Genomic DNA, 24,830 nt, shown 5'->3' with positions numbered 1-24,830 from the left:
GACTTATATAAATAGTTCAGTGGGTATTGTTACATAGCCAAAACGGTTATGCATGAGTAATTTAAAGAATGCTGTGATGAATGGTTATTTTTCGGTTTTTATTGAACCCAATTATATTTTTTAAAATCATTTGATGTAATTCTATTTTAATGGAATACTTATCTATAATTTTGGAATTAAAGTCTGTCGGCAGATGGAAGATATAAATATACGCATTGCGCAGCAAGTACGTGAATTGCGTCTAGCCCGTGGATATACCTTAGATGTTCTTGCAACTCGATGTCAGGTAAGTCGTTCTGCAATTTCATTAATTGAACGAGGGGAGGCGAGTCCTACAGCTGTTGTCCTTGAAAAGCTGGCAAATGGTTTAGGTGTAACTTTGACTCAGCTATTTGATATCCCACAAAACAATCAATCACCTCAACCCCTGATTCGGCGTACTAAACAATCAGAATGGAAAGATCCCGAAACAGGTTATATTCGCCGTCAGGTTTCACCGCCAAATTGGAAATCTCCATTTCAAATCGTTGAAATCGAATTCCCGCCTCAGTCACGAATTACGTATGAAATTAGTGAAACCTCCAAGGTGGTACAACAGCAACTCTGGGTAGTTGAAGGAGAAATTGATATTCAATTAGGTGATTCTTCTTATGCTTTAAGCACAGGGGATTGCTTGGCAATGCAACTCAACCAGCCCGTTATATACAGTAATAATTCATCTCAAGTCGCTCGCTATATTTTAGTCGTCTCTAATCAACTTGTTTCTGCCGTTAAGGAATCTTTATGACTTATTCCCTCAATTCTAATTTTCGTTTAATTGATTGTAATGAAACAGAATATTCTGGGGCTATATTAGATATTCTGAATGAGGCAATTATCAATTCAACCGCTCTATATGACTATTTACCGCGCTCTGAAGAATCGATGAAAAACTGGTTTTCAGTTAAACGAGAAAATGGTTTTCCAGTGATTGGTATTATTGATGAAACAAACAAGTTGTTAGGTTTTGCGAGTTGGGGAACTTTCAGGGCTTTTCCTGCCTATAAATATACTGTTGAACATAGTATTTATATTCATCATGAGCATCGTGGTTGTGGGCTAAGCAAAATTTTAATGCAAGAGTTGATTAAGCGTGCTCAAGAGGCTGAACTACATGTATTGATAGGCTGTATTGATGCGACCAATCAGGCAAGCATTGGTTTACATGAAAAAATGGGCTTTATCCATGCAGGTACTTTTAAACAAGTCGGGTTTAAGTTTGGACAATGGTTGGATGCTGCTTTTTATCAGTTAAATTTAAATACGCCACAGCAGCCAGTTGATGGGTAAATCATAAAGCTCAAATCTCAAGTTTAAGAAAATAGCCCAGTTTGTGATGAAATAAAACAGGGCTATAGAGCATAAATTATAAAACACCGAGTTGTTCTAATCCTTTATAAGCAATTTCTTTTCGAATAGAACTAGGAATTCCTTTTTTCATTTCTAAATTGAGTGAGAACGCCACAATTTCTCCTTGTGGTTGAATGACCCAACCGGTTAACCAGCCAACTTGTGGTTCAACATCCCATCCCCAACCACTTTTAGCATAAATTTTACGTCCATTTTTTTCTTCTATGAACACCATTGATTGGACTTGTTCTTGTACATTTTTACTAAATGGAAGAGTTTTATTAGCTAATTCATAAGCAAATTGGGTTTCTTGTTCAGGTGTAATTTTAAGTGGGCCGACAAGCCAAAAATTATCTACTTTTGAACCAATGTCTGCATTACCGAAACCAATACGTTTTACCTCTTTAGACATAAGATCAAGTCCAATTCTTCGAGCTAGTTCTTGATAAACTGGAATAGCAGAAGCTTTCATTGCATCGCCTAAAGTCATGTCCTTTTCCCAATCAGGAAACAAACGCTTTTGCCCGTCCCATTTAAATACTTCAGTTGCCGTTGCTTTATGATGTTCGAGTCCAATTAAAGCACTTAGCATTTTAAAGGTAGAGGCGGGAACATATTCGATTGATGCTCTTTTAAGATCATTGCCATAAATTTCTTCGGTCTGCCCACGCTTAATCACTAAAACTCCCGTGGTCTGTGCCTGATCAAACAGAGATTTAATTTCTTCTGAATTTTTATTGGCGGAAATAGCGTGTATTTGATGTTGTTTTACCGTGTTAGAAGAGCAGGCAGATAAAAATAGAGTAGTTGTCGCAACGACAAGGACTTTTTTATACATAATTCTGACTAAGTTTAATTTGAAGTGTTATTAATTAATTTAACTTGAATAGAGCTATCTCTAGATAGGTAAAATGTAAGCTATTTAGCGAGATCTACATGTCGGTAGTATCTTTAAAGTTCTCAACAGATACAGCGGAAGTAAAGGAATACACATAACTTTGCTAAGTAAATAAGACTTTATTTGACTAAATACGTTCTTTTTCAAAGAGCTTTTAGCTCAAATAAAGCAAAAAATTTAAAATCTGATTGAAGTGGCACTTGATAAACCTGATACAGCACTCATTAATAAGAAAGCATGTTTGTTTTTATCGAGTTAAAATCAAATGTACTCCAGTATTGCAGACTCTTATTGATCCGATAGTATTGTTAATTTTTTAGAAATTAGACAAAACAATCAGAGTTAAGAGAAATGCTTAATCCTTATATGAAACTTAGATAGGGTTAGGTCAAATAAAACTGCAATGAATTTTCTTTTTGAGATAGATAAAGTTTTACATGAATTTACTTCTTATTGTAGTTCTGGGCGCGATTGTTGAAATTGCCGTATGGATTGGCGTAGCACAGTTCATCAGTGGATGGTACGTGTTCTTTTGGTTCATTATTGCTTTCTTTATTGGTTTGGGGCTTATTCGCAGAAGTACTGCTGGTATTATGCCTCAATTACAGCAAATGCAGATGACCGGCCAGCTAGGTAGTGATCCAACTGTAACTAAAAAACTTGCTTATGCTTTTGCAGGTTTCTTATTAATGTTACCAGGTCTTGTATCTGATGTTTTGGCTGTTTTAATTTTGATTCCTGGTGTTCAAACCGCATTTCGTAACATAGCGATGAGAACTCTTGCAAAACGCCAACAAGCCATGATGAATAAAATGATGGGTGGTATGGGCGGTAATGCTTCAGGACAAAATCCATTCGCTGATTTAATGCGTCAAATGCAAGATATGCAGAATCAGCAAGGTGGTGGTCAAGGCCAATACCATGATTCAAACGTCATTGATGGCGAAGCGCGAGATGTTACGCCAAACCACAAAAAAATTGAGCATAAAAATAAAGATTGATAAGTAATTATGTTATGAAAAAGCTTAAACCCATAAGGTTTAAGCTTTTTTTATTTCTAAAATTATTATTGATTCTGAGAAACCGAAGTAGATGAATCAGTATCGTCTATTTCTAATTTAGTTTCTTCTTGTGGTTTCGGCTGTGGTTGATACTTATTTGAAGGTAGAGCGGTTTGCTTGTTTTCAGATTGTTGATAACCTCGACTTCGGTTTGCTCTTTCGCGAAAGCCACCTTTATTAATCAGCTGTGTATGAGACATGCATTTGCCTAAATGTGAGATTATTCGCTTATTTTAGCAAATTTGGCAAAATATCAAAATAAGAAAAATAGTGCCAAAAAAATAATATTTAACTTATCTTTTTGTATTTTAATAATATTTTTTAATTGACTCAATTGTTCATTCAGATTGAATTATCTTTTCATTTCACATAGGATAAATATAAAGGATGTATAAATTAAAAATGCAGCAAACCTATTAAAAAAACAACGGTTGAAATGAGGGAAGGAGGGTTACCTATGCTATATCAATACCATTGTGCGTGTTGCGACAAAGTTGTGGCATCAACTGATAAATCATGTCCATATTGTGGTTCGCAACATATTCGAAGCCCGTATGGTTTGTGGATGTTTTGTGTGATGGCTTGTTTAGCGGTTGTCGTTGTATTTAAAGTTGTCCATATTTATGTTCAGAACCATCAAGATACTCCGACGCAGTCAACATTACTTGATGTATTAAATCAGGATGATAAAACCACAAGACAATAAATTTTGATCAGAGCTACAAATGATATGGCATCAAGGATAGTTGCTAGAAGAGTAAACCCTACATATTATGAAATTTGAAATGTAAAAAAGCCCGCTCATTGGCGGGCTTTTTTATGTCTTTATATTAGAGGCCAGCAGCATCTTTAAGAGCTTCAACTTTATCAGTTTTTTCCCATGTAAATGCAGTATCTGATCCTTCGCGACCAAAGTGGCCATAAGCCGCAGTTTGTTTGTACATTGGCTGAATAAGATCCAGCATACGAGTAATACCAAACGGTCTTAAATCGAAATGATCACGTACAAGTTGAATAATCAACTCATCAGAAACTTTTGCTGTACCAAATGTATTAATTGAAATTGAAGTAGGTTCTGCTACACCAATTGCGTAACTCACCTGAATTTCACATTTGTCAGCAAGACCAGCTGCTACAATATTTTTTGCAACATAACGGCCTGCATATGCAGCTGAGCGGTCAACTTTAGATGGATCTTTACCAGAGAAAGCACCACCGCCGTGACGAGCCATACCGCCGTATGTATCAACAATAATTTTACGACCTGTTAAACCACAGTCACCTACAGGACCGCCAATAACGAACATACCTGTTGGGTTAATGTGGAATTTAGTCGCAGCGTGGAACATTTCAGCAGGAATGATCGGCTTGATAATTTCTTCAATAACAGCTTCTTTAAGCTGGCTTTGAGTAATTTCAGGATCATGTTGAGTAGATAAAACAACTGCATCTAGACGTACAGGCTTGCCATTTTCATATGCAAAAGTCACTTGGCTTTTTGCATCTGGGCGTAACCATGGAAGTGTGCCTGAACGACGAAGTTCAGCCTGACGTTCCATTAAACGGTGAGCATAAGAAATCGGAGCAGGCATTAAAACATCTGTTTCACGGCTTGCATAACCGAACATTAAACCTTGGTCACCGGCACCTTGATCTTCAGGTTTTTGACGGTCTACACCTTGTGCAATCTCTGGTGATTGTTTACCAATCATATTGATTACAGCACATGTTGATCCATCAAAGCCAAGATCAGAGTGGTGGTATCCAATACCGTTAACAGTATTACGAACAACAGCTTCAACATCAATATTAGCAGTCGTTGTTACTTCACCAGCAAGTACAACAGCGCCTGTTTTTACCAGTGTTTCACATGCAACACGTGCGTATGGGTCTTCTTTTAAGATTGCATCCAAAATAGCGTCGCTAATTTGGTCGGCCATTTTATCGGGATGACCTTCGCTTACAGATTCCGAGGTAAAAACAGCGTACTCGCGCATGAAAGTCCTATCTTGGTTATTTCAAAAGACATAATATGTTACATCGACTTGAGCTTAAGGACCAGTTCATACTGACCAAAAAGCATGAATTTGTTTCATTTATACTGTGTTTTAATTGATAAGTGTATTAGTAAAATTGATATAAAGAATGTTTATTTAAAGTATTGGTATTTTAATAACAAGTTATTAGAGTACTTTTTAGACATATGAATTAACAAAAAGATTATGTCTTCTAAGTGGGATTTTAAAGAAAAGAAACATGATCGACCTACATAGAGATTTCAAAAGATTTTATCTATATATCAAAGTCTAATAGAACTGCCTGTTCGTATAGGGGAGCAGTATTTAAGAAAATGAGCACTGTTTTGTATAACTTAAAGGTCCAAATGATTTTTGTGTAACCAAGAAACGGTTAAAAATAAAGAAATATACTATGTTGGGGTTTACCCTCAGCCTTTTTTTTAAGACAATATAGCGGCATTGAATTGTTATTCATCTTCTTCTTTTCATCAATCTATTAAAATTGGATTCTGATCTTATGACGACCCCTTTAAACGAACGTCGTATTGCAAATGCAATTCGTGTATTGGCAATGGATGCTGTGCAACAGGCAAACTCAGGGCATCCTGGTGCTCCAATGGGGATGGCAGATATTGCTGACGTCGTCTGGCGCGAGTTTTTAAATCACAACCCAACTAACCCACAATGGGCAAACCGCGACCGTTTCGTTTTATCAAACGGCCATGGTTCAATGTTGCAATATGCTTTGCTTCATTTAACAGGTTATGATCTTTCAATTGAAGATTTAAAACAGTTCCGTCAATTACATTCAAAAACTCCTGGTCACCCTGAATATGGTTATGCACCAGGTATTGAAACTACTACTGGTCCTTTAGGCCAAGGTATTGCAAACGCTGTTGGTTTTGCATTGGCAGAAAAGACTTTAGCTGCTCAGTTCAATAAAGATGATTTAAAAGTAGTTGATCACTTTACTTATTGTTTCTTGGGCGATGGCTGTTTAATGGAAGGTATTTCTCACGAAGTATGTTCTTTAGCAGGTACTTTACAGCTTGGTAAATTGATTGCTTATTATGATGACAATGGCATTTCAATTGATGGTGAAGTAGAAGGCTGGTTCAGCGATGATACAGAAGAGCGTTTTAAAGCCTATGGTTGGCAAGTTCTTCGTGTAGATGGGCATGATGCTGATGCGATTCGTCAAGCAACAATCGAAGCAAAAGCTGAAACTCAAAAACCAACAATCATTATGTGTAAAACGATTATTGGTTTAGGTTCACCAAATAAGCAAGGTAAAGAAGACTGTCATGGTGCGCCATTAGGTAAAGATGAGATTACTTTAACTCGTGAAGCATTAGGTTGGAAAGAAGAAGCATTCGTTATTCCTGCTGATGTATATGCTGCATGGGACGCGAAAGCAAAAGGTACGGAATCTGAAGCAGCTTGGGATGCGGTATTTGCACAGTATCAAGCAAAATATCCAACTGAAGCAGCTGAGTTACTTCGTCGTATTAGCGGTGATTTACCAGCTGAATTTGCAGCACAAGCAGATGCATTCATTCGTGAAACAAATGCTAAAGGCGAAACCATCGCAACACGTAAAGCGAGCCAGAACACATTACAAGCATTTGGTCCTTTATTGCCTGAATTACTAGGTGGTTCTGCTGACTTAGCTGGTTCTAACTTAACGCTTTGGAAAGGTTGCCAAGGCATTCAAGAGAACCCAGCTGGTAACTACGTATATTATGGCGTACGTGAGTTCGGTATGACTGCAATTGCGAATGGCGTTGCATTGCATGGCGGTTTTGTTCCTTACGTTGCAACATTCTTAATGTTTATGGAATATGCGCGTAATGCAGTACGTATGTCTGCATTAATGAAACAACGTGTAATTCATGTTTATACACATGACTCAATTGGTCTAGGTGAAGATGGTCCAACTCACCAACCAATCGAACAAATTGCTTCTTTACGTGGTACACCGAACCTAAATACATGGCGTCCTGCTGATACTGTAGAAACTGCTACTGCGTGGAAATCTGCTTTAGAGCGTAAAGATGGCCCTACAGCACTTATTTTCTCTCGTCAAAACTTACCATTCCAAGCACGTTCTGAAGAACAAATTCAAAATGTTGCAAAAGGTGGTTACGTTCTTGCTCAAGAAAAAGGCGAATTGAAAGCAATCATTATTGCAACTGGTTCTGAAATTTCTTTAGCAATGGAAGCTTATGCTCAACTTGATGGTGTGCGTGTAGTTTCTATGCCATGTGCAGAAGAGTTTATGAAACAAGACGCTGCATATCGTGAAGCTGTATTACCAGCTCATATCCGTGCACGTGTTGCAGTTGAAGCAGCTCATGTTGACTACTGGTGGAAGTTTGTTGGTCTTGATGGCAAAGTAATTGGTATGACAACTTATGGTGAGTCTGCACCAGCAAAAGACTTGTTCCAATTCTTTGGTATTACAACTGAAGCTGTTGTTGCAGCGGTAAAAGAATTAACTGCTTAAATATTGAAGTAGTGTAAAAAAGCGCTCCTCATGGAGCGCTTTTTTATATTTGAAGATTAAATACTAAGTTCGGTTTGAATATTGATTTGAGAAGTCAGTAATTTATGGATAGGGCAGTTTTCAGCAACTTTTAATAAGCGCTTGTGTTGATCTTCCGTGAATTCACCTTTGAGTGTGATTTTGCGTTCAATATTATTTTGGCCTTTCTCTGGTTCACCATTTGGGTTTAATGCTAAGTCCACTTGAACATGATCAATCTTAATACCTTTAAGATTCGCATACATCTCTAATGTGATGGTAGTGCAAGCACCTAAAGCAGACAGTAAGATTTGAACTGGGTTTGGTGCAGTATCTTGCCCACCTTTATCAGTTGGTTCATCAGCAAACCATTGGTGACCTGAAGGATCAGTAAGCGTTACTCGATATGGAGTGGAAGTACTTTGTGCTTGAGCAGTATTAGCCATGTTTTACCTTATTATTAATCAAAAATCGAAGTAAAAACGAATTAATTTAAGAGTCCAGACACGGTACGATAGTACCTATACTTTATAATATTGTTTTTAAATAATAACTGTAACGCTTTTATTGTTGCATGGATGAAACATATCGTTTTATAAAGAATAGTGAATTAAATTACTTGATGTATACACTAACGACTATATCAATAAAGGATACGAAAAATGCATCTTAAAACATTAAGCTTCGGTTTGGCAGTAGCATTAGCTAGTTCAGTTACTTTAGCTGCACCAGTCGACTACAAAATTGATCCAACACATACAGCTACTGTTTTCTCGTGGAATCACTTTGGTTTCTCTACTCCAAGCGCTAACTTCTCGGATATCCAAGGTGTAATTAAAGTTGATAATGCTAAACCAGCAAACTCATCTGTTAATGTAACTATTCCTTTAAGCAGCGTAAATACAAACGTTCCTGCTTTGGATAAAGAGTTCCAAGAAGAAGCTTGGTTTAATGCAGCTAAATATCCAAACATTACTTTTAAAAGTACTAAAGTTGAAACCAAAGACAAAAAGCACTTTAAAATTACTGGTGACTTAACTGTTAAAGGTGTAACGAAGCCTGTTGTACTTGACGCTGTTTTAAACAAGCAAGGCGAACACCCAATGGCAAAAGTTCCAGCGATTGGTTTCAATGCTACAACTTCATTCAAACGCTCTGATTTTGGTCTAGGAAACTATGTACCTAATGTTGGTGATAAAATCACTGTAAATATTACGACTGAAGCAACTGTTGCTAATGCAGCTAAAAAATAAGCTATAATTTTTCTCAAAAGCCCTCAAATATGAGGGCTTTTTTATTTAGATTGGTTCTTTTTTATCTGGATCTATAAATACTAAAGGGACTGAAGGATCAATATTCCTTTTTTCAGATTTTTCTCTAAGGAATTGGTAAGTAGGGACTTTCATTTTTGCCTGATCACGCAATTTCTTTTTAATATAAAGAACAAGAGCAAAACATGTTGTTGCAACAGTGAGCATCATACCATTCATATAGCTCATGATTGAACTTACATAACCGATGGTCGTTAATCGGTGCATCATACGTTCAACTTGAGTACTACTTTCAATTCCAGTAATGGCCCAACTACATAAATGTTCGCAGTTGTTAATAATGAGATGATAGTGGTTTTCATGCATGCGTGAACGCATCCGGCGCACGACTGCTTTTCCTTTATAGCGTGGCGTGTCATAAGAGCGAACGTGAATTTTTTTGCCATGTGAGAATGCATCTATTGAGGTGATCTCAATCGGACGTTTTTTGATGAAATGCGCTAAGCCAGAATAATGGATAACTCGACCTCTCCCAGCATATATACCATGATGGCTATAGCCGAGATGCTTTACGATGAGATGAGCCCCTAGAGGGTAGCGTTTATTCGATTGCTGCATGCTTACGCTGATCCAATAAAGTGTAAATGGCTTTTATTGAAAAGCTGCCAACCATTATAACCAATATCAGCAATACAGAGTGTATTGATTACGTCGAATGAATGAGTTTGGCTCATACCCAATCTATTTGTCTTTATTGTATATAATTTAAAGATTTCATATGAAGGAAAAATGTCATGCTTGGTGGTACTAAATGAAATGGTTGATGTGGTGCTTAACGATATATGGTCTTTTGATTCAGTCTGTCTATGCCATAGAACATCAGCAAGTTAAAACAGCGGAAGGCGACCAATATGATGTGATTGTAATTAGCAATTTAAAACAGTTACGTCTGTTTCTTAAGAATTCCAATAATAAGCAATATTACAAAAGCTTTAGTAATATTCAGAAAAATTTAAAGAAATGTGAGCATCTTTCTTTTGCAATGAATGCAGGGATGTTTCATCCGGGATTTTCTCCAGTAGGCCTATTTGTTGAACAAGCTAAAGTGATTCAGCCATTGAATGAAAATAAAGGATTGGGAAATTTCTTTTTACAGCCGAATGGTGTGCTAGGTTGGAATAAAAAACAGGCCTTTATTTTAACAACGCATCAATATAGCCAACGAGATTTCAACCTTGAGTATGCGACACAATCTGGCCCGATGTTAGTTATTGATGGGAAGATAAACTCCCTTTTTTTACCAGACTCTCAGTCGAATAAAATTCGTAATGGTGTTGGTATTCGAAATAATAAGCTCTACTTTGTAATATCGAAAAATAGCGTGAGTTTCTACAGATTTGCTCAGTTCTTTCAAAGAAATCTTAAGGTAGAGCAGGCTTTATATCTCGATGGTTCTATTTCTAGTTTATATATTCAAAAAAACAAGCGTAATGATCAATTATTTGAAATGGGGCCAATAGTTGGTTCGGTTGATCAGACAGATTGCCAAATAAAGTGAAATATAAAAAAGCCAGTACAAGACTGGCTTTTTTATTAGTGGATAGATGGTTTTTGAGTGAGTTCATTTAACTCTTTTCGGCTATAACCACGGGAAATAAGAACTTTTTTTATTCCCTTAATGACATCTTCATCTGTTGCTAGTGCAAGAGCACTTAGAAGTTGTTCATTTGTTTTACATGAGCAGTCATTTTCAACACAAGCAGTTTGGTTTTTATGCTCGTTATGCTGTTGATCTGCTAAGAACAGCTTTTGCCAAAAACTCATAGAGCCTTCATATACAACCTAACATAGCTCGAAATATAGCCAATTTAAAATAAAATACAAGTCTCTATAAGTGATAAATCCACCAATTGAACTCAAGAATTTTCGATAGGAATGCTCGAGTTAAACGAAATTATGACGAATAGATGACTTGATATTTTTTGAAAATTTAAATACTTAGCTAATAAAGTGTTAAAAAATAAGGAGGTACAAAACCTCCTTATTTAAAACTTTACAATGAAAGATTTTGTTTAAATCTTCTCAAGTAATACACCTGACTCAACATGATGTGTATAAGGGAATTGATCGAACAATGCAAACTTAGTAATACGGTGAGTTAAACCTAATGTTTTTAAGTTCTCATACAGTGTATCTGGGTTGCATGAAATGTAAATAATACGTTCAAAACCCTGTAATAATTTCAAAGTTTCATCATCAATCCCTGCACGTGGGGGATCAACAAATACGGTATCAAAGTCATAGCTCTGAATATCAATATTTGCTTCTTGTAGACGGCGGAATTCGCGCTCACCTTGATAAGCTTGAGTGAATTCTTCAGCTGAAAGACGGGCTACTTGAATATTATCGATCTGATTTTGTTCGATGTTCCATTGAGCCGCATAAACAGAGGATTTTGCAAGTTCTGTTGCCAAAACGCGTTCAAACTTTAAAGAAAGTGGAAGAGTAAAGTTACCGTTACCACAGTAAAGCTCTAATAAATGTTTTTTCGATCCTTCTGCAGCATCACATGCCCATTGCAGCATTTTTTTGCAAACCTGTGCATTTGGCTGAGTAAAGCTACTTTCAATTTGTTTGTATTTAAATGAACGGTTTAAAAGTTCAAATTCTTCTACAACAAAGTCATCGCCAATAATAATTTTCTGGCCACGACTGCGGCCCATAATTTTAATGTCTAATTTCTCAGCAAGTGCTTTAGCTGCCTGTTCCCATTCTTGATCTAGTTTACGGTGATAAATTAAGGTAACTAACATTTCTCCGCTAAGTGTAGCGAGGAAATCAGCTTCGAATATACGGTTAGAAAGCTTGGGTTCCGCTTTGAGTTCTTCCAAAAGTTTTGGCATTAAATCATTAATGCTTTGGTCAGCAATAGGAAACTCATCAATGCGTACAACTGTTTTTTGCTTGTCATCATCGTTACGTTCAAACATGGCATAGAACATGTCATTTTCTGTATGCCAGATACGAAACTCAGCACGCATACGGAAATGTTGTTCAGGTGACTCAAACACTTCTAATGTAGGTGGAGTAAATTCAGAAAATTGGGCAGTAATGCGGTCAATTTTAGTTTGAAGTTGTTGATGATAAGAAGAGGTCATAGACAAAGAAAATTTAGACAGAATCAAATAGTGAATGGTATCAAAAAAAACGGGGTTACAGGAGCCAATTTTAGCTGGATATCAATAAGCAAGGCTAACGTTAAAATTAAGGATGTTTCAAAACGCGATTGATAAAATCTGCTTTTATTGTTCTATATTGATCATGATCTAAATGGCTACACTCTAATTTTAATTGGTTATATTCGTTGACTAGAGCTGGAGAATCCATAATCTTATTTCTAAATGTTAAGAAAAATGTAAATTTTGAATCCGTTACTACAATTTGAAATGCCACATCATCGTTGTTGAGTGATTCGAGCATACAAAGCTCATCTGTCCTTAGTGTATTTTGCTTCTCTATAAAATTAAGTGTTTTTAACTGAGCTACTGCGAATTCAAATTGATCAGGTTTAACTTCAATGTAAATATCTAGATCACCTTTTGAAATTGCATTAGGTATTGCAGATGAACCAATGTGCTCAATTTGGGCAAATGGTAGAAGTGTGGAAATATCTTTTTTATACGAATTAAAAAGTTGAGCGCATCTTTGCTGATATTGTTCTGGTTCTAAAAAGACCATTATTAGAATCTCGATTTGATAAAATTTATATATTAAAGAATAGATTACTTTATTAAATAAAAAAGCCCAAATACTGAGATTTGGGCTTTTTTAGAAAATTATCGATTAATCAGTCATTGTCATTAAGCTTGCGTTACCACCAGCTGCAGCTGTATTCACACTAATCGCACGTTCAATCACTAAACGTTCAAGTGGAATATTTTCATTCGGCTCAACGTGTGTAATACCAACAATTGCACCAGAACGCTTAGCAACTTCTTGCTGTAATGAGAAGATTTCTTCACGGTTACCATGGTGTAAAACTGCATCAAAATCATCTGATGTGATGTTTTTAACCGTAGTAATTGCTGCAAGCACATCTTTTGGCAAAGTTTGTTTGTATTTTGCCAATAATGGACTATTAGGCATTACTGCTGCTTGGCTACCCACTGCAAAAATTGCGAGCAACTGATGCAATTGATTTTGTTCAGTGTCTGCAATTGAAAGCACACGATGGCGCGGCAAAATAATATATTGGTTACTTTCCCCAGTAGGGCCTTGTAACTCATAGAATTTACCCACACCAAATGGTTCAATCTCACGATTTGCTTGCGGTAAATGCTGTTTCGCCCAATTTTGTAAGCTCTGATAAACCTCACGGTTAAAGCCTTCAAAAGCAGTTTGCTCATTCTTCATGGCAAATGGTGTTGCCAGTACTTTGTTTGAACAGTGCTGCATTAAGCGGTACATATATAGCGGACCACCAGCTTTCGGGCCTGTACCAGATAGACCTTCACCACCGAATGGTTGCACACCAACAACTGCACCAACAATATTACGGTTGATATAGAGGTTACCAACTTCAGCATGCTGAATGACGGTTTGGATGGTTTCATCAATACGGGTATGTAGACCCATTGTTAAACCATAACCTTTTGCATTAATACGTGAGATGAGTTGTTCGAGTTCACCATACTTATAGGTAATAATGTGTAAAACTGGACCAAACACTTCACGTTGCAAATCATCAAGATTAGGTAACTCAATTGCCGTTGGTACAACAAAAGTTCCTTTATCTAATTCATTCTGGCTTGTTGCACCGAACATCAACTGATGTACAGGGTAGCCTTTAGATTTCATTTTTTGGATGTGCTGGTCAATCGTCTGCTTTGCTTCTTCATCAATAACAGGACCAATGTCAGTTTTTAAAATTGCAGGGTTACCTACGATCAACTGTTGCATTGCACCTTTAAGCATTTTAATAACGCTTGCAGCACTGTCTTCTTGCACACATAAAATACGTAAAGCCGAGCAACGTTGACCCGCGCTATCAAAAGCAGAACTTACAACATCAAGTACGACTTGTTCAGTTAATGCTGATGAATCCACAATCATGGCGTTTTGACCGCCAGTCTCTGCAATGAGAGGAATAGATTGACCATTATCAGATAAACGTTTCGCAACAGTTTTCTGTAAAATTTTGGCAACTTCAGTCGAGCCAGTAAACATGATGCCATCGATACGACTATCTTGGCTAAGCTGAGCACCCACTGTTTCACCACGGCCAGGAAGTAGCTGTACAGCACCATGTGGAATACCAGCTTCCCATAAAATCTGAACGGCTTGAGCTGCGATTAATGGAGTCTGTTCAGCAGGCTTAGCAATAACACAGTTACCACTCACTAATGCGGCAGCAATTTGACCAGAGAAAATTGCAAGAGGGAAGTTCCATGGGCTAATACAAAGTACTGTACCTAAAGGTTCAATCGCTGTATTAGCAGGAAGATTCTCGACTTGAGTCGCGTAGTAACGTAAGAAATCTACAGCTTCACGAACTTCTGCGATTGCATTGGCATAAGTTTTACCACTTTCACGGCAAAGCAAAACCATCAATTCTTGAATGCGGCTTTCCATGAGGTCTGCTGCACGTTTTAAGTATTGAGCACGTTTTTCTTTAGGTGTATTTGACCATTCAGATTGAGCTTGTTCTGCTGCATTCAATGCAATTTCGACATGCTTAAGATCAGCTTCTTGCACATGCCCAACAATTTCATCATTTTGTGCTGGGTTTGTAATTGCAACAGAATGACCTTGCTCTAATGAATCGTTATTTGCCAATAATGGATGACTTTGCCAAATACGATTACGTAGTTGTTGAGCTGTGCTATCTAAAGCTTCAAGTGGAGCATCATTTGCTAAATCATAGCCTTTAGAGTTTTTACGGAGTGATCCGTACATATCTAAAGGTAATGGAATTGATGGGTGTTTTAAACCAACCGAACCTTCAAGCTTAGCTGCATGACGAATGTCGTAAATTGGAGACTGGATAAGATCTTCAACTTTAAGTGTTTTGTCTGCAATACGGTTAACGAATGAAGTATTCGCGCCATTTTCAAGTAAACGACGAACTAAATAAGCTAACAACGTTTCATGGTTACCAACAGGAGCATAAATACGGCATGGCACGCCTAATTTATTTTGCTCACGTGGACCAACAACTTGTTCATAAAGCGGTTCGCCCATACCATGTAAGCATTGGAATTCATATTGACCCGTATAATATTTGCTTGGATCAGCTAACTGATAGATCGTTGCCAATGTTTGAGCATTATGAGTTGCAAATTGAGGATAGATGAAATCTGGCGCAGCAAGTAATTTTTTAGCACAAGCGATATAAGATAAATCTGTATGTACTTTACGCGTGAAGACAGGGTAGTCATCCATACCTTCGATTTGCGCTTTCTTAATTTCGCTATCCCAATACGCACCTTTCACAAGACGGATCATGAGACGTTTTTGGCTGCGTTTAGCAAGGTCAATAATATAATCAACTACGAAGAAACAGCGTTTTTGATAAGCCTGAATAACGAAGCCAATGCCTTTCCAGTTTGCAAGTTCTGGCTCGAAACAAAGACGTTCAAGTAACTCAAGCGAAATTTCTAAGCGTTCTGATTCTTCTGCATCAATATTTAAACCAATATTGTAATTTTTAGCTAAAAGAGCGAGTTCAAATACTTTGCCGTAGAGTTCTTGATGAACACGTTCAATTTGGGCACGTTGATAGCGAGGGTGTAAAGCAGAAAGTTTGATTGAAATACCCGGACCATCATAAACGCCTTTACCATTCGATGCTTTACCAATTGCATGTATGGCTTGCGTATAATCGTTAAAGTAACGTTCAGCATCATGTTCGGTTAATGCTGCTTCACCCAACATGTCGTACGAATAGCGAAAACCTTTGTCTTCGAGTACTTTCGCATGATCTACAGCTTCTTCAATGGTTTCACCAGTTACAAACTGCTCACCCATCATACGCATTGCAACGTCAACAGCTTTACGAATAATGCCACGTCCACTACGTGCTAAAAGGCCAGTAAGTACACTTGAAAGACTGGTTTGCTTTGGAGTTTCCATAAGCTTACCAGTTAACATGAGGCCCCATGCCGCAGCATTTACAAACATTAAGCTGCTTTGGCCAACGTGTTCTTTCCAGTTACCTTGATTGATCTTATCTCGAATAAGCAAATCACGTGTTGCAGAATCTGGAATACGAAGCAAAGCTTCAGCAAGACACATGAGTGCCACGCCTTCTTGTGAAGAAAGAGAGAATTCTTGTAATAACCCTTGAACAATACCTGCTTTACCCGAAGAGGTTTTACGTTCACGTAAATTATTAGCAAGATTAAAAGCAAGGTCATAAATTTTATGATCTAAATCATCAGATACCGCAGCAGCTTGTAATAGCTCTTCTACAGCTTCTGGTTCAGCACGTCGCCAAGCTGTATTGATGCGTTGTTCAAACTCACTTTTATCGTTGAATTCGGTGATATAGCCTTGGTGAGATTTATCCATTTGATGAAAAGTATCCATTGTGTTCATATCTGTTTCCGCCAACCGACTCTCGTACAAAGATCTTGAGTAGAGAGGTTTAGATAATTTATCATTACAGAAGAAACACCGAATAACTCACTATATTTAGCCCATTTTTTAGAGGAAAATTCAGATGAATGGCCCAATATTAAGCCTTGATCGCACTGATTTAAAAATTTTGGATATTCTTCAAACAGATGGGCGTATTTCTAACAGTAAATTAGCCGAACTTGTGAATTTATCTCCAACTGCTGTGATGGCCCGAGTTCAAAAGCTGACAAAAGATGATTTCATTTTGGGTTATGAAGCAAAATTAAATCCAGTCAAATTAAATGCAAATTTTTTGGTATTTGTTGAAGTATTACTAGATAAAACCACGCCTAATGTTTTAGATGAGTTTATTGATGCTGTGGTTCACTATCCGGAAATTGTTGAATGTCATATGGTGAGTGGAGGGTTTGATTTTTTAATTAAATTACGAAGTGGTAGTATGGAAGAATTTAGACGTATTGCGGGGCAGGTGCTATGGCAGTTACCGGGCGTGAAAGAAACTCGGAGTTATCCCGTAATGCAGGTAGTCAAAGATACTTCAAAAATTAAAATTAAAACCAAAAATAAATAAAGGGGCTTTAGCCCCTTTATTTATTTCAATGATTTATACGCTTTCTTTGTAGAGTTTATCTGCTTCTTCAAAGCGTCCAGTTACAGTCGTATTTGGCGCTTTAGTTAAAAGACTCACTACAATGATGCTGATAAATGCAAGGATAAAGCCCGGAATGATTTCGTAAACACCTGTGCTTGCGAAAAGATTTTTCCAACCAATAACCACAACTGCACCAACGATCATACCAGCTAATGCACCTTGTAAATTCATACGTTTCCAGAACAATGACAAGATGATAAGCGGACCAAACGCTGCACCGAAACCAGCCCATGCATAAGCAACAAGACCAAGAACCTTGCTATCAGGATTGCCTGCAAGAATAATTGCAAGAACAGCAATAACAAGAACCATGACACGGCCAACCCATACAAGTTCTTTTTGAGATGCATTTTTACGAAGGAAACCTTTGTATAAATCTTCAGTTAAAGCACTTGAACATACTAAAAGTTGACAGCTTAGTGTGCTCATAACAGCAGCTAAAATTGCAGCCAAAATGATACCCACAATCCATGGATTGAATAAAATTTTAGTCAATTCCATAAATACAGTTTCAGGGTTCTTGCTTACAACTGCTGCTAATTCAGGATGTTGCTCGAAATAAGCAATACCGAAGAAACCAGCACCGACAGCACCACCTAAACACAAAATCATCCAAGTCATGCCAATACGGCGAGCAGCAGGAATAGATTTTACTGAGTCAGCTGCCATGAAACGTACAAGGATGTGTGGTTGACCAAAGTAACCAAGACCCCATGCCATGGAGGATAAAACTGCTACCACACCAAAATCTGAGATGAGATTAAATGCATGCGGGCGTGCAGTTTCAATGAGGGTAACAAAATGAGTTGTGTCCCCGATCGCAAGATAAGTCACGATTGGTGTCAAAATCAGGGCAAAAATCATCAATCCAGCTTGGAATGTATCAGTCCAGCTAATTGCTAAGAATCCACCGATACAAACATAACTGATGGTTGCAATAGCACTGAGCCAAATTGCTGTGTTGTAAGACATGCCGAATAGATTTTCAAATAAACGAGCACCCGCTACCATGCCTGAAGCACAGTAAATAGCGAAGAAAACCAAGATGATAACAGCCGAGAAAATACGAAGTACTTTTTTCTGGTCATCAAAACGGCTTGTAAAATAATCTGGCAAAGTTAATGCATTGTTTTGAATTTCAGTATGAACGCGTAATCGACCAGCAACCAGTAGCCAGTTAAGCCAAGCACCGATAATAAGACCAATTGCAATCCACGCTTCAGATAGACCAGAAAGATAAATTGCTCCTGGTAAACCCATGAGTAGCCAACCACTCATGTCTGATGCGCCTGCGGATAACGCAGTAACGAAACTGCCTAAACTACGACCACCGAGAATATAATCTGAGAAGTCGCTTGTAGCACGGTAGGCAAATAAGCCAATAAGTACCATTGCTACGATGTACACCATAAACATGATGAGGGTGGGATCAAAATAACTCATGATGGATGTGTGTCCTTATATCCATAATCCGTGATTGTAACCTAATCCAGGTCGCTGTTTTCTTGTACGGCATTCAAGAGGTTGAGATTCAACCACAAAAGATTTTTTTTGCTCTGTTATTTTTATATTGTACTTTTGTATCTTTGTGTAAGTTAAAATAAGTGGGTTTTTTAATAGAAAAATTATAATATTAATCATTAACTTATAATTTTTTAATATTTATTTTTTAAAGATTTTGTGAAAAATAAAAATATTTTTAAAAAAATAACTCTAAATTTAGTTACAACGGGCTTAAGTGATAAAGTTTTATTGAGCAAAATTAGAACAATGTTAAAAAAATTTATCTAAAAAATAGTAATTTTTATTCAAATTAAATTTATTTAGTCCTTAAAAATAGCAATTAATTGGTTAAATTTTCAAAAAGTTCATGCATTCCTTGAGTCGCTGACATCTTTAATAATTCGTATTGTTGAGGAACACGTCCATGATCTGCTTGGGGATCTATATAGTAAGCTTTACATTGTGCTGCAATTTCATGCACTAAACCCGCAACCGGATATACGCTTAATGTGGAGCCGATTACAATAAAAATATCTGCACTTTGCACGACTCTAATTGCTTCTTCATAAGCAGGTACAGCTTCACCAAACCAAACAACATGTGGACGAAGGGGATAACCATTTGGACACAGGTCATGTTCTAAATCTAATTTCCAACCGTTAATGTCATAAAACTGAGTTGTAAATTGTGCATTTGGGCCAGAACTCTTTGCTAAACGAATATTTCCATGCAAATGTAAAACTTTGGAACTTCCGGCACGTTCATGTAAATCATCAATGTTTTGAGTAATAACCTGAACGTCAAAATAGTCTTGTAACTTTGCAATATATTGATGAGCTGAATTGGGTTGAGATTCTAAAATATTTTTACGTCGTTCATTGTAAAAGCGTTGAACTAGAGCAGGGTTCTTTTGCCATGCTTCAGGTGTGGCAACTTGTTGGATGTCGTAATTTTCCCATAGACCATTACTGTCACGAAAAGTGCTAATTCCACTTTCGGCACTCATGCCAGCGCCAGAGAATACAACAAGCTTTGTCATAGAAGTCACCGATTCGTAAAACTGAATTTGAATAGATAAAGAAAAACCAGTTTAAGACTAAACTGGTTTTTATTAAATATGAAAAGCTTTAGCTATCTTTTATAAGCCAGCTTCATATTCTGCATTTGTTAAAAGTTTTTCAACATCTGCAATGTTGTCTGGTTTGATTTTATAAATCCAACCTTTACCATATGGATCATCATTTACAAAATCAGGATCATCTTCAAGGTCAGTATTTACTTCTACTACAGTGCCTGAAACAGGAGCATGGATATCAGAAGCAGTTTTTACTGATTCAACCACACCAGCTTGTTCGCCAGCAGTAACTTTACTCCCAACTTCTGGAGTTTCAACGTAAACCAAATCGCCAAGTTCATCTTGTGCATGATCGGTAATCCCTGTAATAACAAGATCACCCTCAATCTTTACCCACTCATGTGTACGTGCATACTTCAGTTCCGAAGGATGATTCATGGTAACTCCTTAAGCTTGTGTCCAATAGTTTTAAAAATTATAGGTATGGGTCTTTACGCCAGTTGCTCGGGCTGCGGCCACTCCAGCGTTTAAAAGCACGGCTAAAATTTGCAACGTCCGAATAGCCAAGTTCATCAGCAATTTGTTCAAGACTATAATCTGTACGTGAAAGTAACGATGTTGCATGTCGATAGCGTACTTCATCAACTAACGTTGAAAATGATGTTCCTTCCGCTGCTAATTGACGTTTGAGCGTTCGATCAGACATATGTAGACATTCAGCTACATTTTCGATGCTTAAATAATGTTGTTCAGAATTACTTAAAATATCACGAACTCGCATTGCTAAACGACGGCGTTCACCTAAAGCGGATAGTTCAGCTTCGCACTGATTAATAGCAACTTGACTTGCGATAGGGTCAGCATTAACCAATTTAATTCCTAAATATTTTTTATCAAAACTTGAAATTAAATGAGGTTGGTTAAAGCGAATTGTGCTGCTTAGCTTATTTCTATATTTGTCAAAACCTTCTGGTTCTGGGAAATCTAAATCTACATCACCAGCTAAATCTTCAATACCAGTAATCGCTTTGGCCATGCTCATGATACCAATGGTTAAACCTAAAACGATTTCTGTACGTAAAGGTTCAAGTTCAATATCACACTGTAATTGTAAGGTTGCTTTAGGCCCAAAAGTTGAGAAATATAATTGTAAAAAGGGTAGGCGTAGCTGAATAAAGCGAGCTGCAAGAGCAATTGCTTCAGTAATATCTTTAGCTGTCATAATTGCATAGCCAATGAAGCCATGAATTGAAATACGCATTTGAGTACCAAGATGGTAACCCAACGTAGTTTCGCCAGTTAAATTAAGAGCGTGTTTTACTAGTTCATTTGCTACTGGTGTAGAAATACGATAGTCAGGGTCAGCCAGTTGCTCGCTGGTAAGATGAAATGGAGCAAATAATGTTTCGTCGTTGTATCCCCAACGTGAAACAACATCTAATAGCAATAAGCCATAGACACCCGGAATACCCTGATCTTGACGAGCTGAGGTAATTTTCATATGCGTTCCATTGCTCTCATCAATTTTTCACATGCATTTCTTACACATCTTGTCATGAAATATAATCTGAGTTTATAAAAACTGTTAGACAATCATATCAACCATTTTTAAACATTTTTTTTAAAGACAACAATTTTTGTTGTTGAAATAAGTAAAACATCCCCGTGTTGATTTAAGGCTTGCGTAACGTAACTAACAATACCACGATCTAATTTTGTTTTGGATGGTGTGATAGCTGAAATTTCAGCTTCAACATGAATTCTGTCACCAGGTCGGGTGGGGCGTGGCCATCGTAGGCTAGATTCGGAACCTATGAGGCCGCCATGAATTGGCATGCATTCTGTCCATAAACGCATAGTGATGGCTGACGTATGCCAACCGCTGGCAGCAATCCCCTGAAAAATAGGGTCATACTTAGCTTGCTCTTCATCTGTGTGAAATGTTTGAGGGTCATAGGAGTTTGCAAATTTTTTGATTTCATCTAAGGTGATTTCATATTCACGGCTAATGAAACGATCACCAATTTTCAAATCTTCTAAATAAAGCATTAATCTTGACCCTGTAAAACTTTTTGTTCAAACAGGAAGCCGCCTGTTTGGCGTTTCCATAATTGTGCATATATTCCATTTTGAGCAATTAACTCTTCGTGTGTTCCTTGCTCAGCAATTCGACCTTCATCAAGAACAATTAAACGGTCCATTTGTGCAATAGTAGATAATCGGTGTGCAATTGCAATAACCGTTTTATCAACCATAAGGTCATTTAAACTAGATTGAATTGCTGCTTCAACTTCTGAATCTAGTGCACTGGTCGCTTCATCTAAAATGAGAATAGGAGCATCTTTTAAGAATACACGTGCGATAGCAATACGTTGTCTTTGACCGCCAGAAAGTTTTACACCACGTTCACCAACTTGGGCGTGATATCCATTACGACCTTTTAAATCAACCAATTGAGGTATAAATTCGGCTGCTTTGGCTTTATTTACAGCATTCTCCATCTCGGCATCAGATGCATCTGGACGGCCATATTTAATATTTTCAGCCACTGAGCGATGTAATAAAGACGTATCTTGGGTTACTAAGGCAATATTCGCTCTTAGACTATCTTGAGTCACATTTTCAATATTTTGCCCATCAATTAAAATTTCACCGTCTTTAAGATGATAAAAATGTAAAAGTAGTTGGATTAGAGTGGATTTACCTGCACCTGAACGCCCAACAATACCAATCTTTTCGCCTGCTTTAATATGTAAATTGAAATGATCAATTACATTTTTATTGTTATAAGCAAAACTCACATCTTTGAATACAATTTCACCTTTGGCAACTTCAAGAGTTTTTGCATCTGCTTTGTCTTGAATATTGATTTTTTTACCTAATGTTTGCATACCATCTTGAATAGTTCCAACATTTTCAAATAACGCGGACATATGCCACATCATAAATTCAGCCATACTATTAAGCTTTAAAATCATGGCAGTAGTCGCTGCAATGACACCTAATGCTGCTAAACCTTGAGTCCATAGCCAAACGGAAGTGCCAATAACGCCAATAAATAAAACAGCTGATAGCATGTTGATACTTATTTCAAAAAGAGTACCTAAACGCATCTGAGCATAGACTGTTGTCATAAACTCTTTCATTGATGCTTTGGCATATTGGCTCTCACGTCCTGCATGAGCAAACAATTTAACAGTTTGAATATTGGTGTAAGCATCGGTAATGCGGCCAGTCATCACTGCTCTGGCATCAGCTTGTTGCTGTGAAACTTTACTTAAACGAGGAATAAAGAACCATGCACTTAAGAGAAATAAAGCTAACCAAACTAAAAGTGGTATTAACAAAATAGGAGAAATAGCCCCAAGGACAATGCTAACCGTAATAAAGTAAATAGCGACATAAGCCAACATGTCACCCAAAATAATCCAGAATTCACGGATTGCCAGAGCCGTTTGCATAACTTTTGCGGAAAGCCTTCCAGCAAAGTCATTATGGAAAAAATCTAAGCTTTGTTTCAATAAAAGATTATGGAACCGCCAACGCAAACGCATTGGAAAAGTACTATATAAAATCTGGTGTTTAATAATAGATTGAATATTTACGAAGAAGATATTGGCAAATAAAACACCAATTAAAAGCAATAGATCAGTTGCATGTTGACTTAAAAAACTTTCAGGATGACTTTTACTTAACCAATCTACGAGTTGTCCAATCTTTGAAAAAAGTAAGGCTTCAAAGCTTGCAGCACCTGCTGTAAACAGAATAAGTAATAATAAGTAAGGGCGTAAGCCTTCTGTCGCTTGCCAAATAAATGGAAAAAAACGAGTTGGTAAAGGTTCATCCAGACCTTTTGTTGGGTAGGGATCTACAAGTTTTTCAAACCACTTCAGCATGAATTACTACCTTTAAGACAAAAGCCACTTAATTAAATCTTTGCAATTAAATTTACAAGAAAGTCAGTCAGATCAATATCACTTAGTTTTCGATCTTTTGAGTATGTGTAAATACACAGAACTGATTACGTTGTACGTCATTCATTTGTACATGACGTAAAATTTGGATACCTGAAGAAATCTTCAAGAATGTCGCGAGGACTTAAAAAATTATGATTTATTATATCGGGATTAATAGATAAAGTGGTGAAGGAATTTATTCTTTAAGTATTTTTTCTTAATATTTTGAACATTTGTTAAATTAATATTTTTAACCCAAATCAAAAAAGGCCCTTAGATTTGCATCATAAAGGCCCTTGTATGCATTACCACATCAAATCATCAGGAATAACATACGCTGCATAAGGATCTTCTTCATCAGTGGCTTGTTCATTTTTCTCAGCATTATTCATTAAAATGAAACCTTGCATTTTTTGATCGATTTTTTCAGCTAAAGCTTTTGGCAAATAAGCGTATTGATCTTGATCTTTAGCAATCACTAAGCTACCGCTAACAAGTGCATTATATACTTGCTGAGAAATGTATACCTTCTTGATCTTACCCTCATCAATAAATTGATAAACACTATCACCATCAGTATTTGAAATTTTATGATGTTTAATCATTTGAATGATTGATGCTTTGAGGGCTTTTTCCTCAAGTTGTTGTTGTTTTTCTAAGTTTAAAGCCTGATCTTTAGCTAACTTTTCTTGTTGAGCTTTTTCAATATTCGCTTTGATTGCTGGTTCATCACTTTGACCGATACGTTGCTCATGATGAGCTTGTTTTGTTAGTTTTTTTGCTTTTTTATTATCCACTAACCCAGCTTTTAGTAGCTGTGCTTGTAAGGCATTTTTAACCATGAC

At 37.0% G+C, this 24,830-nt stretch carries 24 protein-coding genes; 8 read left to right on the top strand and 16 right to left on the bottom strand.

Annotated elements, in window-relative coordinates; genetic code table 11:
• Positions 1–193: 193 nt before the first annotated feature.
• Positions 194–787 carry a helix-turn-helix domain-containing protein gene (locus tag AC1PJP_RS16840; protein WP_479767766.1) on the top strand — a complete coding sequence of 198 codons (594 nt, stop codon included), beginning with the start codon at positions 194–196 and terminating at the stop codon, positions 785–787.
• Complete coding sequence (locus tag AC1PJP_RS16835; protein WP_151987937.1) at positions 784–1,329, top strand: GNAT family N-acetyltransferase; 546 nt, start codon at positions 784–786, stop codon at positions 1,327–1,329. The genes AC1PJP_RS16840 and AC1PJP_RS16835 overlap by 4 nt, the downstream gene beginning before the upstream one ends.
• A 76-nt stretch (positions 1,330–1,405) precedes the next feature.
• On the opposite strand, the gene blaOXA is transcribed toward AC1PJP_RS16835, so the two are convergent.
• Positions 1,406–2,227, bottom strand: coding sequence for an OXA-213 family carbapenem-hydrolyzing class D beta-lactamase (gene blaOXA, locus AC1PJP_RS16830; protein WP_479767764.1), 822 nt, complete (start codon positions 2,225–2,227; stop codon positions 1,406–1,408).
• Between the two features lie 497 nt (positions 2,228–2,724).
• Here blaOXA and AC1PJP_RS16825 point away from each other — a divergent pair, with 497 nt between their 5' ends.
• Entirely contained in the window at positions 2,725–3,288 is a 564-nt protein-coding gene (locus AC1PJP_RS16825; RefSeq protein WP_111853744.1) for an FxsA family protein, read from the top strand.
• A gap of 65 nt (positions 3,289–3,353) precedes the next feature.
• Here AC1PJP_RS16825 and AC1PJP_RS16820 read toward each other — a convergent pair whose 3' ends face one another.
• Positions 3,354–3,548, bottom strand: coding sequence for a hypothetical protein (locus AC1PJP_RS16820; protein WP_479767762.1), 195 nt, complete (start codon positions 3,546–3,548; stop codon positions 3,354–3,356).
• Positions 3,549–3,805: 257 nt separating this feature from the next.
• Here AC1PJP_RS16820 and AC1PJP_RS16815 point away from each other — a divergent pair, with 257 nt between their 5' ends.
• Positions 3,806–4,054, top strand: a complete 249-nt coding sequence (locus AC1PJP_RS16815) for a hypothetical protein (protein WP_005304620.1) — start codon at positions 3,806–3,808, stop codon at positions 4,052–4,054.
• A 124-nt stretch (positions 4,055–4,178) separates the two neighbouring features.
• Here AC1PJP_RS16815 and metK read toward each other — a convergent pair whose 3' ends face one another.
• Complete coding sequence (gene metK, locus AC1PJP_RS16810) at positions 4,179–5,345, bottom strand: methionine adenosyltransferase (RefSeq protein ID WP_004792802.1); 1,167 nt, start codon at positions 5,343–5,345, stop codon at positions 4,179–4,181.
• 538 nt (positions 5,346–5,883) lie between these two features.
• On the opposite strand from metK, the gene tkt reads away from it, so the two are divergent.
• The gene (gene tkt, locus AC1PJP_RS16805) at positions 5,884–7,872 is read left to right on the top strand and encodes a transketolase (RefSeq protein ID WP_013198111.1); all 1,989 of its coding nucleotides are present in this window, start codon (positions 5,884–5,886) and stop codon (positions 7,870–7,872) included.
• Positions 7,873–7,928: 56 nt separating this feature from the next.
• Here tkt and AC1PJP_RS16800 read toward each other — a convergent pair whose 3' ends face one another.
• Positions 7,929–8,336, bottom strand: a complete 408-nt coding sequence (locus AC1PJP_RS16800) for an OsmC family protein (protein ID WP_005304635.1) — start codon at positions 8,334–8,336, stop codon at positions 7,929–7,931.
• 216 nt (positions 8,337–8,552) lie between these two features.
• Between AC1PJP_RS16800 and AC1PJP_RS16795 the strand changes: the two genes are divergently transcribed.
• Positions 8,553–9,143 carry a YceI family protein gene (locus AC1PJP_RS16795; protein ID WP_005304638.1) on the top strand — a complete coding sequence of 197 codons (591 nt, stop codon included), beginning with the start codon at positions 8,553–8,555 and terminating at the stop codon, positions 9,141–9,143.
• 45 nt (positions 9,144–9,188) lie between these two features.
• On the opposite strand, the gene AC1PJP_RS16790 is transcribed toward AC1PJP_RS16795, so the two are convergent.
• A complete protein-coding gene (locus AC1PJP_RS16790) occupies positions 9,189–9,779 on the bottom strand; it encodes a lecithin retinol acyltransferase family protein (RefSeq protein WP_013198108.1) in 591 nt (196 codons plus the stop codon).
• A gap of 193 nt (positions 9,780–9,972) precedes the next feature.
• Here AC1PJP_RS16790 and AC1PJP_RS16785 point away from each other — a divergent pair, with 193 nt between their 5' ends.
• Positions 9,973–10,719 carry a phosphodiester glycosidase family protein gene (locus AC1PJP_RS16785; protein ID WP_479767758.1) on the top strand — a complete coding sequence of 249 codons (747 nt, stop codon included), beginning with the start codon at positions 9,973–9,975 and terminating at the stop codon, positions 10,717–10,719.
• 35 nt (positions 10,720–10,754) lie between these two features.
• On the opposite strand, the gene AC1PJP_RS16780 is transcribed toward AC1PJP_RS16785, so the two are convergent.
• From AC1PJP_RS16780 to putA, 4 genes are all read right to left on the bottom strand, one after another.
• Positions 10,755–10,985 carry a hypothetical protein gene (locus tag AC1PJP_RS16780; RefSeq protein ID WP_003651412.1) on the bottom strand — a complete coding sequence of 77 codons (231 nt, stop codon included), beginning with the start codon at positions 10,983–10,985 and terminating at the stop codon, positions 10,755–10,757.
• Between the two features lie 248 nt (positions 10,986–11,233).
• Positions 11,234–12,319 (bottom strand): tRNA (uridine(54)-C5)-methyltransferase TrmA, encoded by a 1,086-nt coding sequence (gene trmA, locus AC1PJP_RS16775; protein ID WP_151822424.1) that lies wholly within the window; start codon positions 12,317–12,319, stop codon positions 11,234–11,236.
• A gap of 106 nt (positions 12,320–12,425) precedes the next feature.
• A complete protein-coding gene (locus tag AC1PJP_RS16770; RefSeq protein WP_479767757.1) occupies positions 12,426–12,899 on the bottom strand; it encodes a GrpB family protein in 474 nt (157 codons plus the stop codon).
• A gap of 105 nt (positions 12,900–13,004) precedes the next feature.
• Positions 13,005–16,757 (bottom strand): trifunctional transcriptional regulator/proline dehydrogenase/L-glutamate gamma-semialdehyde dehydrogenase, encoded by a 3,753-nt coding sequence (gene putA, locus AC1PJP_RS16765; RefSeq protein ID WP_479767755.1) that lies wholly within the window; start codon positions 16,755–16,757, stop codon positions 13,005–13,007.
• A 124-nt stretch (positions 16,758–16,881) separates the two neighbouring features.
• On the opposite strand from putA, the gene AC1PJP_RS16760 reads away from it, so the two are divergent.
• Entirely contained in the window at positions 16,882–17,370 is a 489-nt protein-coding gene (locus AC1PJP_RS16760) for an Lrp/AsnC ligand binding domain-containing protein (RefSeq protein WP_005304655.1), read from the top strand.
• Positions 17,371–17,403: 33 nt separating this feature from the next.
• Here the strand turns inward: AC1PJP_RS16760 and putP are convergent, their stop codons facing one another.
• From putP to AC1PJP_RS16725, 7 genes are all read right to left on the bottom strand, one after another.
• Positions 17,404–18,894 carry a sodium/proline symporter PutP gene (gene putP / locus AC1PJP_RS16755; protein WP_005304658.1) on the bottom strand — a complete coding sequence of 497 codons (1,491 nt, stop codon included), beginning with the start codon at positions 18,892–18,894 and terminating at the stop codon, positions 17,404–17,406.
• Positions 18,895–19,294: 400 nt separating this feature from the next.
• Positions 19,295–20,002, bottom strand: a complete 708-nt coding sequence (locus tag AC1PJP_RS16750) for an SIR2 family NAD-dependent protein deacylase (protein WP_199942183.1) — start codon at positions 20,000–20,002, stop codon at positions 19,295–19,297.
• 90 nt (positions 20,003–20,092) lie between these two features.
• On the bottom strand, positions 20,093–20,467 hold the full coding sequence (gene gcvH, locus AC1PJP_RS16745; RefSeq protein ID WP_005069578.1) for a glycine cleavage system protein GcvH: 375 nt from the start codon (positions 20,465–20,467) through the stop codon (positions 20,093–20,095).
• Between the two features lie 37 nt (positions 20,468–20,504).
• Positions 20,505–21,530, bottom strand: a complete 1,026-nt coding sequence (locus AC1PJP_RS16740; RefSeq protein ID WP_004792780.1) for an AraC family transcriptional regulator — start codon at positions 21,528–21,530, stop codon at positions 20,505–20,507.
• A 107-nt stretch (positions 21,531–21,637) separates the two neighbouring features.
• A complete protein-coding gene (locus tag AC1PJP_RS16735) occupies positions 21,638–22,078 on the bottom strand; it encodes a MaoC family dehydratase (protein ID WP_151987954.1) in 441 nt (146 codons plus the stop codon).
• On the bottom strand, positions 22,078–23,925 hold the full coding sequence (locus AC1PJP_RS16730) for an ABC transporter ATP-binding protein (RefSeq protein WP_013198100.1): 1,848 nt from the start codon (positions 23,923–23,925) through the stop codon (positions 22,078–22,080). Before AC1PJP_RS16730 ends, AC1PJP_RS16735 begins: the two co-directional genes overlap by 1 nt.
• Before the next feature lie 365 nt (positions 23,926–24,290).
• Positions 24,291–24,827, bottom strand: a complete 537-nt coding sequence (locus tag AC1PJP_RS16725; protein WP_005304667.1) for a DUF2058 domain-containing protein — start codon at positions 24,825–24,827, stop codon at positions 24,291–24,293.
• Positions 24,828–24,830 lie beyond the last annotated feature (3 nt).

The organism is Acinetobacter sp. V116_7 (genome assembly GCF_056735735.1).
This window is presented reverse-complemented; position numbering and strand designations above follow the sequence as displayed.